Origin of the sequence: Bacteroides sp. AF39-16AC (genome assembly GCF_003602735.1) — a bacterium.
Taxonomy (GTDB): Bacteria; Bacteroidota; Bacteroidia; order Bacteroidales; family Bacteroidaceae; genus Bacteroides; species Bacteroides uniformis.
Window position 1 is genome coordinate 171,175 of sequence record NZ_QTLN01000002.1, and the last position, 15,363, is coordinate 186,537.

Below are 15,363 nucleotides of genomic sequence, written 5' to 3' on the forward strand. Positions count from 1 at the left end.
AGCATACGTTTCATTTTCAAATCTATTACGATTTGGTTACCGCACATTCTTCCGGATTGTTTGTTATCCTTATATATAGGCTGCTTGGGACGAAAAAGGTCTCTAATGGTTGCTTATTAGAGTTTTATGGCTATTTTTGTATCTCAAACCAATATTGATAAATATATGGCTGTTCATCGTGACGATAGTGAACGTTTCCGGCGCCTTTCCATTCTTGGCCGGATAGGTTGGTGGGAGGCTGATTTTTCTTCAAGGCAGTATCTCTGCTCCGAATATGTCTGTAAGTTGTTAGGCTTGGAAGGGGAATACCTGAGCTTTGAGGATTTCGGTAAAATGATACGCGAAGACTATCGGGCGCGTATCAGCCGGGAGTTCCTTGCCATTCAGAATATGGAGGTCTATGAACAGACGTTTCCCATCTATTCTACCGAAGGAGTGGTCTGGGTCTATTCGCGCGTGGGGTATAAGGAGCATTTGCCGGATGGTACATTGAAGGCTTTCGGAGTGTTGCAGCGCGTAGAGATGCCGAAGGAGGAGGCTGCGAAGCAGGCTTTGCAAAGAGTGAACGATTTACTTTATCGGCAGACCTCAATATCCCATTCCCTATTCCGCTTCCTGAAAGACGAGGATATAAGTGCGGGCATTTACGACATACTGAAAGATATTCTTGATTTCTTTCGCGGCGGACGTGTCTATATATTCCAATATGATGAGAAGTGCCGGTACCAGAGCTGCACATACGAGGTGGTGGCTCCGGGAGTGGCTCCTGAGAAAGAAATGCTTCAAGGAGTCCAGGCTGACAGCTTGCCGTGGTGGACGTCACAGATTATGGCACAAAAGCCCGTTCTGCTGGAAACGCTGGGGCAACTGCCGGAGCACGCTTACGCCGAATATGAAATTCTGGCGAGACAGAATATAAAGTCCTTGATGGTAACTCCGCTGGTTGCCAATGACCAGGTGTGGGGATATATGGGCATTGATTTGGTGGACCGTACCCGAATGTGGACTAACGAGGATTACCAATGGTTTAGTTCGTTGGCAAATGTCATCAGCATTTGCATAGAGTTGCGCAAAACGAAGGATGAGGCTGTGCGCGAACGTACTTTCCTCAGCAACTTGTTCCGCTATATGCCTTTGGGGTATGTGCGGATGTCCATTGTCTGTGATGAAAAGGACAATCCCTACGGGTATTATGTGACAGATGCGAATTCTATCTTTGCCGATTTTCTGGGAAAACCTGCGTCGACGTTTATCGGCAAGACAGCCTCGTCCTTTTCAAGGGAGGCGGCCCCCAGACTGGAATATCTGCTTGAGATAGTGAACACCGGGACACATAAGGAAATGGACATGTGTTTTGAGCTTACCAACAAGCACTGCCACGTGGTGATATACTCTCCGGAAAAGAATGAAGTGGTGGCGTTATTCCTCGATACGACAGACTCGGTACAGACTCATCTGGCTTTGGACCATAGCGAAAAACTGTTCAAGAATATCTTTGCCAATATACCGGCCGGGGTGGAAATCTATGACAAAGACGGATTCCTGGTAGACATCAACAATAAGGATATGGAGATATTCGGGGTCCGTGACAAACAGGATGTCATTGGAGTGAACTTATTCGAGAACCCGAATGTGTCCGCCCAATTGGCAGAACGTATACAGACTGAGGATATGGTCGACTTTCGCCTGAATTATGCTTTCGACCGGACTGAAGGGTATTACTCCACTTCCAAACAGCCGAAGGATGTGATACATCTTTATACGAAAGTGAGCAAGGTGTATGACAGTAAAGGTAACTTTACCGGCTATGCCATGATTAACATCGACAATACGGAACGGATTGATGCCATGAGCCGTATCTGTGATTTCGAGAATTTCTTCCTGCTTATATCGGATTATGCGAAGGTAGGTTATGCCAAGCTGAACCTGCTCGACCGGAAAGGCTATGCCATCAAGCAATGGTATAAGAATATGGGAGAGGACGAGAATACCCAATTGGCAGATGTCGTGGGAATATACAGCAAGATGTACCCCAGTGACCGCAGGAGGATGCTTGATTTCTTCAGTAAGGCCCGTGTGGGCGAAGCCAAACATTTCCAGGGAGAGATGCGCATTGAGCGTCCGGGCGAAAAGGGAAAATGGAACTGGGTACGTACCAATGTGGTTGTCAATCTGTTTGAACCGGAGAACGGACAAATAGAGCTGATAGGCGTCAACTATGACATTACGGAATTGAAGGAGACGGAGGCTATGCTGATTGAAGCCAAGGAGAAGGCAGAAACCGCCGACCGTCTGAAGAGTGCCTTCCTTGCCAATATGAGCCATGAGATACGTACGCCCCTGAATGCGATTGTCGGTTTCTCCAGTCTGATGGGAGAGACCGGGGACATGGAGGAAAAAAGGCAGTATATGGCGATTATTGAAGAAAACAATGACCTGCTGTTGCAGCTGATTTCCGACATACTGGATTTGTCCAAGATAGAGGCCGGGACATTTGACTTTGTGGAAAAAGAGCTGGACGTGAACATGCTGTGTGAGGACATCGTGCGCTTCATGAAGATGAAGGCTAAACCGGGTGTGGAAGTTCTCTTCGACCGTCATCTGCCGGAATGCCGGATTGTCAGTGACCGTAACCGTTTGAATCAGGTCATAGCCAACTTTGTCAACAATGCCATCAAGTTCACCACTGCGGGAAGTATACGTGTAGGATATAATAAGGTGGATGAAACTCATTTGCGTTTTTATGTGGCCGATACGGGCCTTGGCATTGAGCCGGAAATGCAGGCTCAGATATTCGACCGTTTTATAAAGCTGAATACGTTTGTGCATGGCACCGGCCTGGGGCTTTCTATCAGCAAGAGCATTATAGAGCAGTTGGGTGGCACAATCGGTGTGGACAGTGAACCGGGGAAAGGCTCATGCTTTTGGTTTGTGCTGCCGATTGTATAGTATGGAAATGTGCTAAAATACACACTCACCACAAATTATGCAGATTAACACAAGTCAAAGCTCTTGATTATCAGAACTTCTAAAGATAATTTGTGCCAATCTGTGTAATTTGTGGTAAGTGATGATACCCTCCGGTTATAATCCGAATGAGAACTTATCGATGGATTGATATACCACACTTGCAATACTCAGTACCACAATACCCAGCGTGCAAATGGACAGGCTGGCACGTGTATAGTTGTCACTGCGGAATGCTGCAATCGGCTCGTCGCTCTTGTTGATGTACATTGCCTTTACAATCTTCAGATAGTAATAAAGCGAGATGATTGTATTGATAAGGGCAATGAATACCAGCAGATGGAAGCCGCCTTCGAAAGCTGCCGCAAAGATGAAGAACTTCGAGAAGAAGCCCGCAAACGGCGGGATGCCTGCCAGAGAGAACAGTGCCAGTGTCATCAGGAACGCCAACTTCGGATTAGTGGTATACAGCCCGTTATAGTCTTCAAGTGTGAACTTGCCTGCTCGCAGTGCCACAATCGTGATAACGGTAAATACGGCAAGATTGGCAAACATATATATCAGCACGTAGTATACCAGCGACGTCATACCTTGTGCGCTTCCGCTGATGACACCCAGCATGATGTAACCTGCTTGCGAGATACTGGAGAAAGCCATCAACCGCTTCAGGTTCTGCTGGCGTAGGGCGAAGAGGTTGGCAATTGTGATGGAGGCGATGATAACCCAGTACAGCACTTCCTGCCATTGTTCCACCATCGGAGCGAATACCTTGATGAGAATAGCCATCAGCACGAAAGCGGCAGAGCCTTTAGAGATGACACTCAGATAGGCTGTCACCGTGCTTGGAGCACCTTCGTAAACGTCTGCTGTCCAAAGATGGAAAGGCACCAGTGATATTTTGAATCCCATGCCGGAGAAGAAGAATACGAATGCCATAATCTGCAACGGGTCGCCGGTGAGGCGTGCCGGTATGTCGGCAAAGTAGAGAGTGCCTACCGTACCGTAAATCAAAGATAATCCGTATAGCAGCAATCCGCTGGAGAACAGTGCCGTGAGAATATATTTGGCACCTGCCTCGGCAGAATGGTGGCGGTATTTGTCGAAGGCAACCAGGGCTGCCATCGGGATGCTTGCCGTCTCCAGTCCGATGAAGAACATCAGGAAGTGTCCGGCAGAAATCATGAAGTACATACCCAGCAGGGTGGAAAGTGTCAGAATGTAGAACTCACCTTGTTTGATGGCAGTGTCTGGACGGCGCATCCATTCGTGCGCCATCAGGAATACAATCAGTGTACCTATACTGAGGATGGATTTCACGATGCTCTGTATCGGCTGATTGTGATACATGCCGCCGAAAGCATCTGCCACAGGACCGGGAACGATGGTGATAAGTGTGTGTATGGTCAGCAGAGCAACGGGCAGCATTGTGTTCAGCACCGGTTTGCCGTCATTCTTGTGTGCATCCGGACTCATGAAGAGGTCGGCGACAAAAAGGATGACGATGACCAATATCAGCGAAAGCTCTTCTTTGAGCAGGAGGAATTGGGAATAATCCATATCTATTTACGATTTTACGATTTACGATTTACGATTGAAATTACTCTTGGGATTTACGATTTTATGATTTACGATTGAGGTTACTCTTGGGATTTACAAGTCATTTATCAATCGTAAATCGTCAAATCGTAAATAAATCAGTTATTGGCAGCACGCTGTCTCCAATCATGCCGCTAATCCACCATGGTGCCATACCGAGGGCGGCAACGCATGCGATGAGGATAATGACCGCTGTACGTTCGTCCCAGGTTGCATCGCTCAAGGTGAGGTGATGCTTGTTAGTGCAGGTGCTATAAAGAATCTTTCCTACCAGTCGCAGGATATAGACTGCCGTAATCACGATGGAGCTGCATGCAATGACCGTCCACACGCGGTGGAACGTATCGGGATGCTGGAACGAACCGGTGAAGATGGTCATTTCGGCAATGAAACCGCTGAGTCCGGGCAGTCCCAGATTGGCAAGACCGGCGATTACATAGCAGACAGCCAGAAAAGGCATAATCTTCATCAGACCGGAGAGTTCGCGGACGTCACGCGTATGGGTACGTCCGTATATCATACCGATAAGGGCGAAGAACAAGGCTGTCATCAGTCCGTGAGAGAGCATCTGCAGAACAGCACCCGTGCAAGCTGTCTGGTTCATCATCAGAATGGCGAACAACACCAGACCGCAATGGCTGACGGAAGAGTAGGCGTTGATATACTTCAAGTCGGTTTGTACACAAGCGGAGAATGCGCCGTATACCACGGAGATTCCGGTAAGAATCAGGAATATCCATCCCAGTTCCTGTGCAGCTTCGGGCATCAGGTACATGGCTATGCGGAAACATCCGTAACCTCCCAGTTTCATCAATACACCGGCATGGAGCATGGATACGGCAGTCGGTGCGGAGGCGTGACCGTCGGGGCTCCATGTGTGGAACGGGAACAGAGCGCCCAGCACACCGAAACCGAGGAAGGTGAGCGGGAACCAGATACGTTGCTGTTCGATGGGAATATTGTGCATCTGTGCTATTTCCAATAGGTTCATAGAGGTGGCTCCGGCACCGTAGTAGATACCCAGGATACCGATAAGCAGGAAGGCGGAGCCGCCCATCAGCATCAGTGTCAGCTTCATGGCAGAGTACTCCTTGCGTCCCGACCCCCATACACCGATAAGCAGGTACATGGGAATGAGGGCAACTTCGTAGAACATGAACATGGTGAACAGGTCTATCGAGATGAAGAACCCGAACACACCGATGGAGAGGAAGGTGAACCAAAGGAAATATTCTTTAGTCAGCGGTTGCAGCCTCCAGGAGGCGAATGTTCCGGTAAAGACAATGATGGCCGAAAGCAGCAGCATGGCTACCGAAATACCGTCTACTCCTACCGAATAGTGGATGTTGAGTGCAGGATACCAGACCATGTCAGCACGGAACAGCATTTCATCCGTGGCACCAGCGTGGCGTGCATTGAGGTACATCACGGTCAATGCTGCAGAAAGAACCAGCAGAGCCGATGCACCGGTCACCATCACCGCGCGTATTTGTGCGATGTTGCGGCTGAGCCAAAGACCCAGCAACATCAGCAAGGGGATGAGTACGAATAATGATAAAAAGTTCATCTTTATATTTACGATTTAACGATTTACGATTTACGATTGAAAAATCTCGGGTTATAGCAATAGTAGCAGTATCAGTGCCAGCGTGCCCAGCAGGAATACAAATGTATATTGCTGGATGCGTCCGCTCTGCAGACCGCGTATCTCGTCACTGGTGGCATCGGCGCCCCAAGCAAGGAAGTCGAAGAAGCCGTCCACTACATGGCGGTCCCACCAGGCGATGGGGCGGCAGATGCAGCCGAAGATGATGCGGTGGGTGATGAACTGGTAGACCTCGTCCAGATAGAAGCGGTGGTAAGCTGCTGTCCACAAGCCTTTGAAACGGTGTGCCAATGTATCGGCAACGGGCTGTCGGCTACCTGCATAGATGTAGGTGGCAATGGCTATGGAAACCACCGCTACGGCGATACTTGTACCTGCCACACTCCAGTCCAGATGGATGTTATATGCTTCACCGTTGGAACTGATGAAGTGTCCGAAAGGAATGAAACCGGCAACTATCGTAACCACAGCAAGGAGCATCAGGGGCAGGGTCATCGCCAGAGGACTCTCGTGGGGGTGAGGCATGTGGCTGTCGCCCCCATCGCTTGCCGACTTTTGCCCCGGCTCTGAGCCGGCCCAAAAGATACCATAATAAAGACGGAACATATAGAATGCTGTCATACCTGCAATCACTGTCATAATCCATCCCATGATGGGGCTGAACTGGAAGCATGCCGTCAGGATTTCATCTTTGGAGAAGAATCCGGAGAACGGAGGAATACCTGCAATGGCAAGGCAAGCGATGAGGAACGTGATATGCGTAATGGGCATATACTTCCGCAGTCCACCCATGGCAGACATCTCGTTGCTGTGTACGGCATGGATGATGCTACCCGCTCCGAGGAACAGCAATGCCTTGAACATGGCGTGTGTGAACAAGTGGAACATGCCTGCCATGTAGCCCAGTCCCCCTTCGTGTGGGTCGGCTGATGTACATACACCCAGCGCCACCATCATGAAACCGATTTGGGAGATAGTGGAGAATGCCAGTACACGCTTGATGTCGCTCTGCACACATGCCACACTGGCGGCATAGAATGCCGTGAAGGCTCCTACGTATGCTACGATGTGCAGCACGCTGGGAGCATATTCTATGAACAACGGGAACATGCGTGCCACCAGATAGACACCTGCAACCACCATTGTGGCGGCATGAATCAGTGCACTGACCGGCGTAGGACCTTCCATGGCATCGGGCAGCCAGATGTGCAACGGGAACATGGCACTCTTTCCGGCACCACCGATGAACATCAGTCCCAAGGCAAGCGGAATCATTGCCGCACCGCCCTTTGCCAGCGCCATCTCATTAGGGCTGAAGGTGTATGTACCGGCATAATACCCATAGACGAGGATACCTATAAGGAATCCCAGGTCAGCAAAACGGGTCACGATAAAAGCCTTCTTCGAAGCGGCAATAGCCGCCGGCTTCGTATAATAGAAACCAATCAGCAGATAGGAGGACACGCCCACCAACTCCCAGAACAGATACATCTGGAAGATATTCGTTGCTACTACCAGTCCGAGCATGGACATGGTGAAGAGCGACAGGAAGGCGTAGTAACGCTGGAAACCGCGTTCGCCCTTCATGTAGCCGAAAGAGTATATGTGTACCAGCAGCGAAACGGTACTGATGACCACGAGCATCATAACCGAAATCGGGTCGAGTAGGATACCCATGTCGATACTGAGGCTTTCTGTGAAAGGCAGCCATTTGAAGTTATAGGGCATCAGCGCCTCGTACGTACCATCGGCAAGGCGGGGAGCGCTGAAGTACATTCCTGCGGTGAGATAGGAAAGCACTGCGACCACACCCAGTGCCGCAGTTCCGATAAGGCCGGCAGTGCGGTGTGACATCCATTTACCTCCAAGTCCCAGAGCGAGGAAAGAGAGGAAAGGGAGTAGAAGGATTAATATTGTATATTCCATATATACTATGTTTATCAATTATTACTATTCAAGAAACATCGCTTGGCGATTCTTGCTCTTACCACTTCATCTCATCCAGTTTGTTCACCTGGATACTGCGGATGTTGCGGTAGATGTTAATCATGATGGCAATGGCTACAGCCGTTTCGGCCGCCGAGATGGCGATGGAGAATAAAGAGAAGAAATATCCTTCCAGTCCTCCGGGGAATAGGAAACGGTTGAACACCGCAAAGTTGATGTCCGTGGCATTCAGAATCAGCTCGATGCTGATAAGTATCGCCAGCGTGTTGCGGCGGGTAAAGAACCCATAGATGCCTGCGAAAAACATGATAGCCGAAACTATCAGATAATATTCCATGTGTATCATAATTCTTATCTTTTACGTGCTATTAATAATCCACCTACGATACATGCCAATAACAAGATGCTGACAGCTTCGAAGGGAAGCAGATAACCATACTTGTCACCGCTCAGCATGTGGTGACCGATGGTCTTGATGTTGACCTCCAAAGGTTCCACGTCGGTGGTGGCAATGAACTTATGCTTCAAAGTGATGAATACTACGATGATGGCACCGCCCACGGTGGCACCCAGTCCGGCAAGGAACCTGCTACGCTTTAACTTCTCGATGACATCGCCTTCGCCACTGGTAAGCAGTATGGAGAAGACGTAGAGCACTACGATACCGCCGGCATAGACCATAATCTGCACGGAACCGAGGAAGGTGTAACCCAGCAGAAAGTAGATGCCTGCCGTACCGAAAAGTACGAACAGCAGGTAGGTGGCCGAGCGCACCATGCGGTGGGTCGTTACCGTCAAGATGGAAAATACGGTGATAAAGGCCGCAAGGAAGTAGAATACTACTGTTTCAAGAGTTATTTCCATGTTGTTTAATTACAAGTTACTATTAACGAATTACTTTGTTGTCTCTTCTTTGGGAGCAGCGGGTTTCTTTTTTTCTTCTACATGGCTGCCCGGACGGTTCAGCGTCATGACCAGTTTCGTGCGGTCGAACACTGCATGCTCAAAATCCTGGTCGAACGTGATGGCATCGTGAGGGCAGGCATTCACACAGAGTTGGCAGAACATGCACGAACCGAGGTCGTATTCGTACTTAACCAATATCTTCTTTTTCTTGCCGTCTTCCGTTTCAACCATCTCGCCGGTCACCTTGATAGTGTCGTTGGGACAAGCCATCTGGCACAAGCCGCAAGCTACACACCGATGTTCATTTTTATCATTATGGGGCATGGTCAGCGTGCCACGGAAACGGTCGGAGAGTTTCAATGTCGAACGGTTTTCCGGATATTGTTCGGTAGTCTTTCGTCGGCAGAATACGGTCATGGTTGTCTTCATACCCGTCAGCAGAGAAGTGACGCCGTGTATGAGTCCGCCGATATAAGAGTTCTTTTCTTTCATTACTTTTGCCTTTATTAAAATTATCCGCAAGGAAATCTTGCTCCGGCGCTACGCCGGTTAGAAATGCAATTTAAATACTACAATTAATACCATCAAAATCAAGTTCACCATAGAGATGGGTACCAGGTACTTCCACTCCAGATTCAGAATCTGGTCAATACGCAGGCGGGGGAAGGTCCACTTTATCCACATCAGCAGGAAGACTACGAAGAAGGTCTTTCCGAAGAACCATACAAATCCCGGAATGTAATCCATCACTGCGTTGAAGCCGTCCAGGCCTACGATGTGTAGCGGCATCCAGCCTCCCAGGAAGATGGTGGCTGCCACGGAGGCTACGATAAACAGATTCAAATATTCTGCCAGATAGAAGAATCCGAAGCCCATACCGCTGTATTCCGTATGGTATCCGGCAGTCAACTCGCTTTCGGCTTCGGGCAAGTCGAAGGGACCGCGGTTGGTTTCCGCATTTCCGGCAATGAGGTAGATGATGAAGGCTATCAATGCAGGGATATGTCCCTTGAAGATGAACCAGCCGTCAGCTTGTCCTTCTACTATTTCGGAGAACTGCATGGTTCCCATCAACACTACCATTGTCAGTATGCTCAATCCGCAGGACAACTCGTAGCTGATAATCTGCGCACCGCTTCGCATGGCTCCAATCAGCGAGAATTTATTGTTGGAACTCCAGCCTGCCAGCAGGATACCCACTACGCCGATACTCGATGCAGCCAGCAGGAAGAACACTCCTACATTGAAGTCCAATACCTCCAATCCCTTGTTGATGGGCAGGCAGGCAAATGTCAGGAAAGAAGCGATGATTACCATGAACGGTGCCAGATTGTAGAGGAACCGGTCAGAGAATTTCAAATCAATGATTTCCTTTGTCAACATCTTGATGACGTCGCAGGGCACTTGGAGCAATCCCCATTTCCCCACGCGCATCGGACCGAGGCGGCATTGGAAGAAGGCGCATATCTTACGCTCCATGTAAATCAGGATGATGGCAAGCACGGCATACATCAAGATGATGCATACGCCAATCACCACGCATTCGAGGAATATTGCCAGACCTTCCGGCATCAGGGAAGTCAGCATCTGGTGTATCCAGTTGGTTACTATACTAAAGTCAAACACGTTGTTCATTTACTATTTACAATTTACTATTTACAATTTACGAGGCGCTTTTTGATTTACAATTCACAATGTACAATTTACAATTTGGCTGCGCTGTAATTCCGCATGGTAAATTGTAAATTGTCAAATCGTACATCCCTTTACCTGTCAATATCTGGTACTACATAATCCAATGTTCCGCCAATGGCAATAAGGTCGGCGATTTTAGCTCCGCGGCAAATCGTATTTACGGTCGATACCAATGGCAAGCCCGTACTGCGGAAGTGCAGGCGGTAAGGCGTCTTGTCGCCGTGGCTTTCGAGGAAGACGCCGAATTCACCGCGGCTACCTTCTACGGCTGCATAATAAGTGCCTTCCGGTACGCGGATAATAGGTTTCATCTTTTCCTGGTAGGCTCCTTCCGGGATGTTGTCTATCAGTTGCTCGATAATTTTCAGGCTCTCCAGAATTTCATCCATACGGATAAGGTAGCGTGCCCATGAATCGCCTTCGGTGCGGATGACTTCTTTAAAGTCCACCTTGTCATATACGGCATATGGCATACGCTTACGCACGTCGCAGGCCCATCCGCTGGCGCGTCCGGTGCCTCCGGTAGCTCCAAAGGCGATGGCATCTTCCCGTGAGAGTATACCCACACCTTTCAGACGTTGCTGGGCAATGATGTTCCCGGTGAATACGTCGTGATATTCGTGTAGGATACCGCGGAGGTAGGGGATAAACTCCTTCACTTTCTTTACGAAGCCGGGAGCAATGTCTGCCTGCACGCCACCGATGGTGTTGTAGTTCATGATGAGGCGTCCACCGCAAGTTTCCTCAAAGATGTCGAGTATCTTTTCGCGGTCGCGGAAACCGTAGAAGAAGGCCGTTAATGCACCCAGGTCCATAGCAAGACAAGAATAGAACAGCAGGTGAGAGTCTATTCGCTGCAACTCGTCCATGATGGTACGTATGTACTGCACGCGTTCGCTTACTTCCACGCCCATTGCCTTTTCGATACACATGCACAAGGCATGGCGGTTCTGGTGTGCGCCCAGGTAGTCCAGACGGTCGGTCAGAGCCAAGGTCTGCGGATAGGTCAGGCTTTCGCACATCTTCTCGATACCCCGGTGGATGTAGCCGCAGTTGGCATCAATCTTGTCGATGATTTCACCCTCCAATGATACACGGAAGCGCATTACGCCGTGGGTGGCCGGATGTTGGGGACCGATGTTCACCACATATTCCTCATCACCGAAAAGTTGCATCTCCTTATTCTTGATGCTACCGTCGGGATTCAGCTCCAATTCCATGGTAGTGTCCACCGTTTCTTCGTTGTCCATACGCAACGGATTATCTTTTTCCGGCTCATTGTCTTTACGCATGGGATAGCCTACCCAGTCATTGCGCAGATAGAGTCGGCGCATATCCGGATGACCGATGAAAACGATGCCGTAAAAGTCGTAGACTTCGCGCTCGTTGAAATCCGCAGCTTTCCAGATATCGCTGACGGAAGGAAGTTCGGGATGTTCCCGGTTTAGAGTGGCGGTGCGTACCGCTATCCGTTCGCCGGTAACAATAGATTCCAACAGATAGACTACACCGAGTCCGCGGGGGGTGTCCGGTGCGTCTTTCTCGTCGGGTATTCCCCAATCCATACCGCTGAGGCATTCCAGGAAGTCCATTTGTTTCTCTTTCCGCAGACGCAGCATTTCGTCGTGCAGGACTGAGGGCTCTATGTATTTTATTTCCATATTTTTAAGTACTGATTAGTGGTTCTCTTCTTTTCTGTTTACTCCACCGAAGTATTTCTCTATTTTCACTTTACGCTGCAATTGCATCATGCCGTAGTAGAATGCTTCCGGACGCGGAGGGCAACCGGGAATGTAGACATCCACCGGCAGAATCTTGTCCACACCGTTCACCACGTGATAGGATTTCTTGAACGGGCCTCCGCTGACGGCACAGCCGCCTACGGCTACTACATATTTCGGATCGGCCATCTGGTCGTAAAGACGTTTCAGAACGGGAGCCATCTTGTTGGTTATTGTTCCGCAAACCATAATCATGTCTGCCTGGCGCGGACTGGCACGGGCTACCTCGAACCCGAAGCGCGCCATATCGTAGCGGGCTGCGCCGAGGGCCATGAATTCGATACCGCAACAGCTGGTTGCAAACGTAAGAGGCCACAGTGAGTTGCTGCGTCCCCAGTTGACGAAATCGTCCAGTACGCCAAGGGCGACATTGGCGCCTCCGGCATTAAGTTCCCGAACCAGTTTCTCCAACGTTTCGTTGTCTGTAAACTCCTCATAAGGGATAGATTTAATTTTCGGCTTCTTTGTTACTTCCATTCCAAAGCTCCTTTCCTCCAGGCATAAGCAAGGCCCAGAATCAATATAATCAGGAAAAATAAAACACTGAAAAGTCCTGCCACGCCAAGTTCGCGGGTGATGACTGCCCAAGGGAACAGAAATACCGTTTCCACTTCGAACATCAGGAACAAGATGGCAAACAGATAGTAACCTACCCGGAATTGCATCCACGATTTACCGCGGGTAGGGATACCACACTCGTACGGCTCCATCTTCTGTGCATTGTACGAACGGGGTGCTATCGCATTGGAGAGCGCGATGACGATACCCACGAAAGCGATTGCCGTCAATAAGACGACCACTAACAAAGTAAAGTTCATAAACCTGATAAGATTTTAGATATATAATAATAGATACATCGCACCGGAGGACAAAACCTCTGATTTGTTGTCCGGCGAGGTCAGGGGCAAGCGTCTGCGCTTGCAGGCCTTCTAAATGATAATCTTTCTTAGCCCGAACACGTAATAATTCGCGTCGGGTACGGGATGAGGAGACAGATTCAACAAACGGTCGCATTCCGGTGCATAGGCATGCTGCTGCATCTTGTAGATGTACATGCGCAGGAGTACGCTTTTGTTGGTTGGTACTTGCGTATGGTCCACATGTTCTATGCAGAGGGAGTTTGGTGAAAACAAGTCGTAGAACTTCTGGACTGCTTGTTGGGTGGTAGGAGCTTGTGACAGCGTACAGCATTCTGCTTGTCGGGTGGCAGGAACGCACAAAATATCTGCAGCTCCGGTTGCACTGTCGTGCAATAGGGCTGCAAAGATTATGATTAAACAGTATTTAATGCATTGCTTCATACCACAATTCTCTCTTTCAAGGACGCAAAGATATAATAAGTATTGTTCAATTTGCTATCCCCGCATAACAAAAAATGATTATTTTTACACTTTTTATCCTAAATCAATTCCGTTTCCAGAAATCCGGTGTGAAAAGCAGCAGTACGGTAAATAACTCAAGACGACCCAGAAGCATTAAAAAGGATAACAGCCATTTAGCTGCATCGGGCAGGGCATTCCACGAATAGGCAGGTCCGGTTTCACCCAATCCGGGTCCCATATTACCGATACTGGAAATAACGCAACCCAACGATTCCGCAGTTCCTACTCCCATAGCCATCATCAGCAATGTACTGACGATGATGATAATCAGGTAGATGAAACAAAAAGCCAGTACGGTGGAGACTATGGAGGGAGGTATGACCTGCTTGTTTATCCGAATCGGAAGAACTGCATTGGGATGTAGGATATGCTTGAACTCATTTCGCGATACTTTGGTAAGAATCACCATGCGTATGCATTTCAGGCCGCCGGTGGTACTGCCTGCGCAAGCTCCCATCAGCATGATAATGGTAAACAGTCCCCAAAGTACGGGTGTCCATTTCATGTAGTCGTCTGTTGCAAAGCCGGTGGATGTCTGGAGGGAAATCACCTGGAACAGGGATTTACGGAAGGATTCTTCCATTCCCATGCGACTGGTATAATAGAGTACGAGCGCTATGATGGCGGTAAAGAGTATGACTGAACCGAAATAGAATTTCAGTTCGGCATTGCTGATGAACTTCTTGAATTTCCGGTTGACGAACAATAATAATAAGGTGAAGTTGATGCCGGAGATGAACATGAAGATGGAGATGACATATTCTATGTAAGGGGAACTATAGTGGGCGACGCTTGCCTGCTTGGTGGAAAAGCCGCCGGTGCCGGTAGTGGCAAAAGCATGACAGATGCTGTCGAACCAGTCCATACCTCCAAGCATCAGCAGGCCGACAAGCAGAGCGGTTATGCCGGCATAGATACTCCAAATCCATTTGGCGGTGATACCGATACGGGGATGAACCTTGTCATGTGTAGGGCCGCTTGCCTCGGCGGCGAACACCTGCAGGCCACTGACTCCGAAGATGGGAAGCACTGCAATGGTGAACATGATGATTCCCAAGCCGCCAATCCACTGTGTCATACTGCGCCAGAACAGTATTCCATGAGGAAGTGACTCGATGTCGTCCAAGATGGTGGCACCCGTACTGCTGAAACCGGACATGGTTTCGAAGAATGCATTGGCAATGTCGGGTATGTATCCGCCTATATAGAAAGGCAGCATTCCGAAAAGAGAGAATGCCACCCAGGCAAAGCTGACCAGTACATATCCGTCACGGCGCGTCAGTTGCCGTTCGCCTCCCTTGCCGAGAGCTGCCAGCAATAAGCCTACCCCTGCTGTGATGCCTCCTGCTTTCCAGAAATCGAGCATATCGCTTTCTCTGTAGTAGAAGGACACGCCCGAACAGACCAGAAACATGACTGTTTCCAGCAATAGCAGAATACCGATAATCCGTATGATTGTCTTGAAGTTAATCATTTACCAACT

13 protein-coding genes are annotated in these 15,363 nt (G+C 49.1%); 1 reads left to right on the top strand and 12 read right to left on the bottom strand.

Translation table 11 applies throughout. From position 1 onward, the window contains the following. Positions 1-165 precede the first annotated feature (165 nt). A complete protein-coding gene (locus tag DW039_RS02885) occupies positions 166-2,949 on the top strand; it encodes an ATP-binding protein (RefSeq protein ID WP_120381687.1) in 2,784 nt (927 codons plus the stop codon). A gap of 135 nt (positions 2,950-3,084) precedes the next feature. Here DW039_RS02885 and DW039_RS02890 read toward each other — a convergent pair whose 3' ends face one another. The 12 genes from DW039_RS02890 to DW039_RS02945 form a co-directional block, all read right to left on the bottom strand. Continuing rightward, on the bottom strand, positions 3,085-4,524 hold the full coding sequence (locus tag DW039_RS02890) for an NADH-quinone oxidoreductase subunit N (RefSeq protein WP_120381688.1): 1,440 nt from the start codon (positions 4,522-4,524) through the stop codon (positions 3,085-3,087). Between the two features lie 121 nt (positions 4,525-4,645). Beyond that, positions 4,646-6,130 (bottom strand): NuoM family protein, encoded by a 1,485-nt coding sequence (locus tag DW039_RS02895; RefSeq protein ID WP_117588657.1) that lies wholly within the window; start codon positions 6,128-6,130, stop codon positions 4,646-4,648. A 51-nt stretch (positions 6,131-6,181) separates the two neighbouring features. Further along, complete coding sequence (gene nuoL / locus DW039_RS02900; RefSeq protein ID WP_016274122.1) at positions 6,182-8,095, bottom strand: NADH-quinone oxidoreductase subunit L; 1,914 nt, start codon at positions 8,093-8,095, stop codon at positions 6,182-6,184. Positions 8,096-8,153: 58 nt separating this feature from the next. Beyond that, positions 8,154-8,462 (bottom strand): NADH-quinone oxidoreductase subunit NuoK, encoded by a 309-nt coding sequence (gene nuoK / locus DW039_RS02905; RefSeq protein WP_005823972.1) that lies wholly within the window; start codon positions 8,460-8,462, stop codon positions 8,154-8,156. Between the two features lie 5 nt (positions 8,463-8,467). After that, positions 8,468-8,980: an NADH-quinone oxidoreductase subunit J gene (locus DW039_RS02910; RefSeq protein WP_005823970.1), complete on the bottom strand. Its 513-nt coding sequence runs from the start codon at positions 8,978-8,980 to the stop codon at positions 8,468-8,470. 30 nt (positions 8,981-9,010) lie between these two features. After that, positions 9,011-9,514 carry a 4Fe-4S binding protein gene (locus tag DW039_RS02915; protein ID WP_005835213.1) on the bottom strand — a complete coding sequence of 168 codons (504 nt, stop codon included), beginning with the start codon at positions 9,512-9,514 and terminating at the stop codon, positions 9,011-9,013. A gap of 57 nt (positions 9,515-9,571) precedes the next feature. After that, positions 9,572-10,648 (bottom strand): NADH-quinone oxidoreductase subunit NuoH, encoded by a 1,077-nt coding sequence (gene nuoH, locus DW039_RS02920; RefSeq protein ID WP_120381722.1) that lies wholly within the window; start codon positions 10,646-10,648, stop codon positions 9,572-9,574. A 140-nt stretch (positions 10,649-10,788) separates the two neighbouring features. Further along, a complete protein-coding gene (locus DW039_RS02925; RefSeq protein WP_057282156.1) occupies positions 10,789-12,378 on the bottom strand; it encodes an NADH-quinone oxidoreductase subunit D in 1,590 nt (529 codons plus the stop codon). Between the two features lie 15 nt (positions 12,379-12,393). Next, a complete protein-coding gene (locus DW039_RS02930; protein WP_005823959.1) occupies positions 12,394-12,975 on the bottom strand; it encodes an NADH-quinone oxidoreductase subunit B in 582 nt (193 codons plus the stop codon). Further along, positions 12,966-13,316: an NADH-quinone oxidoreductase subunit A gene (locus tag DW039_RS02935; RefSeq protein ID WP_005823956.1), complete on the bottom strand. Its 351-nt coding sequence runs from the start codon at positions 13,314-13,316 to the stop codon at positions 12,966-12,968. The genes DW039_RS02930 and DW039_RS02935 overlap by 10 nt, the downstream gene beginning before the upstream one ends. A gap of 111 nt (positions 13,317-13,427) precedes the next feature. Next, positions 13,428-13,799: a hypothetical protein gene (locus DW039_RS02940; protein ID WP_005823953.1), complete on the bottom strand. Its 372-nt coding sequence runs from the start codon at positions 13,797-13,799 to the stop codon at positions 13,428-13,430. Between the two features lie 103 nt (positions 13,800-13,902). Then, positions 13,903-15,354 (bottom strand): TrkH family potassium uptake protein, encoded by a 1,452-nt coding sequence (locus DW039_RS02945; RefSeq protein WP_119958599.1) that lies wholly within the window; start codon positions 15,352-15,354, stop codon positions 13,903-13,905. Positions 15,355-15,363: the final 9 nt, after the last annotated feature.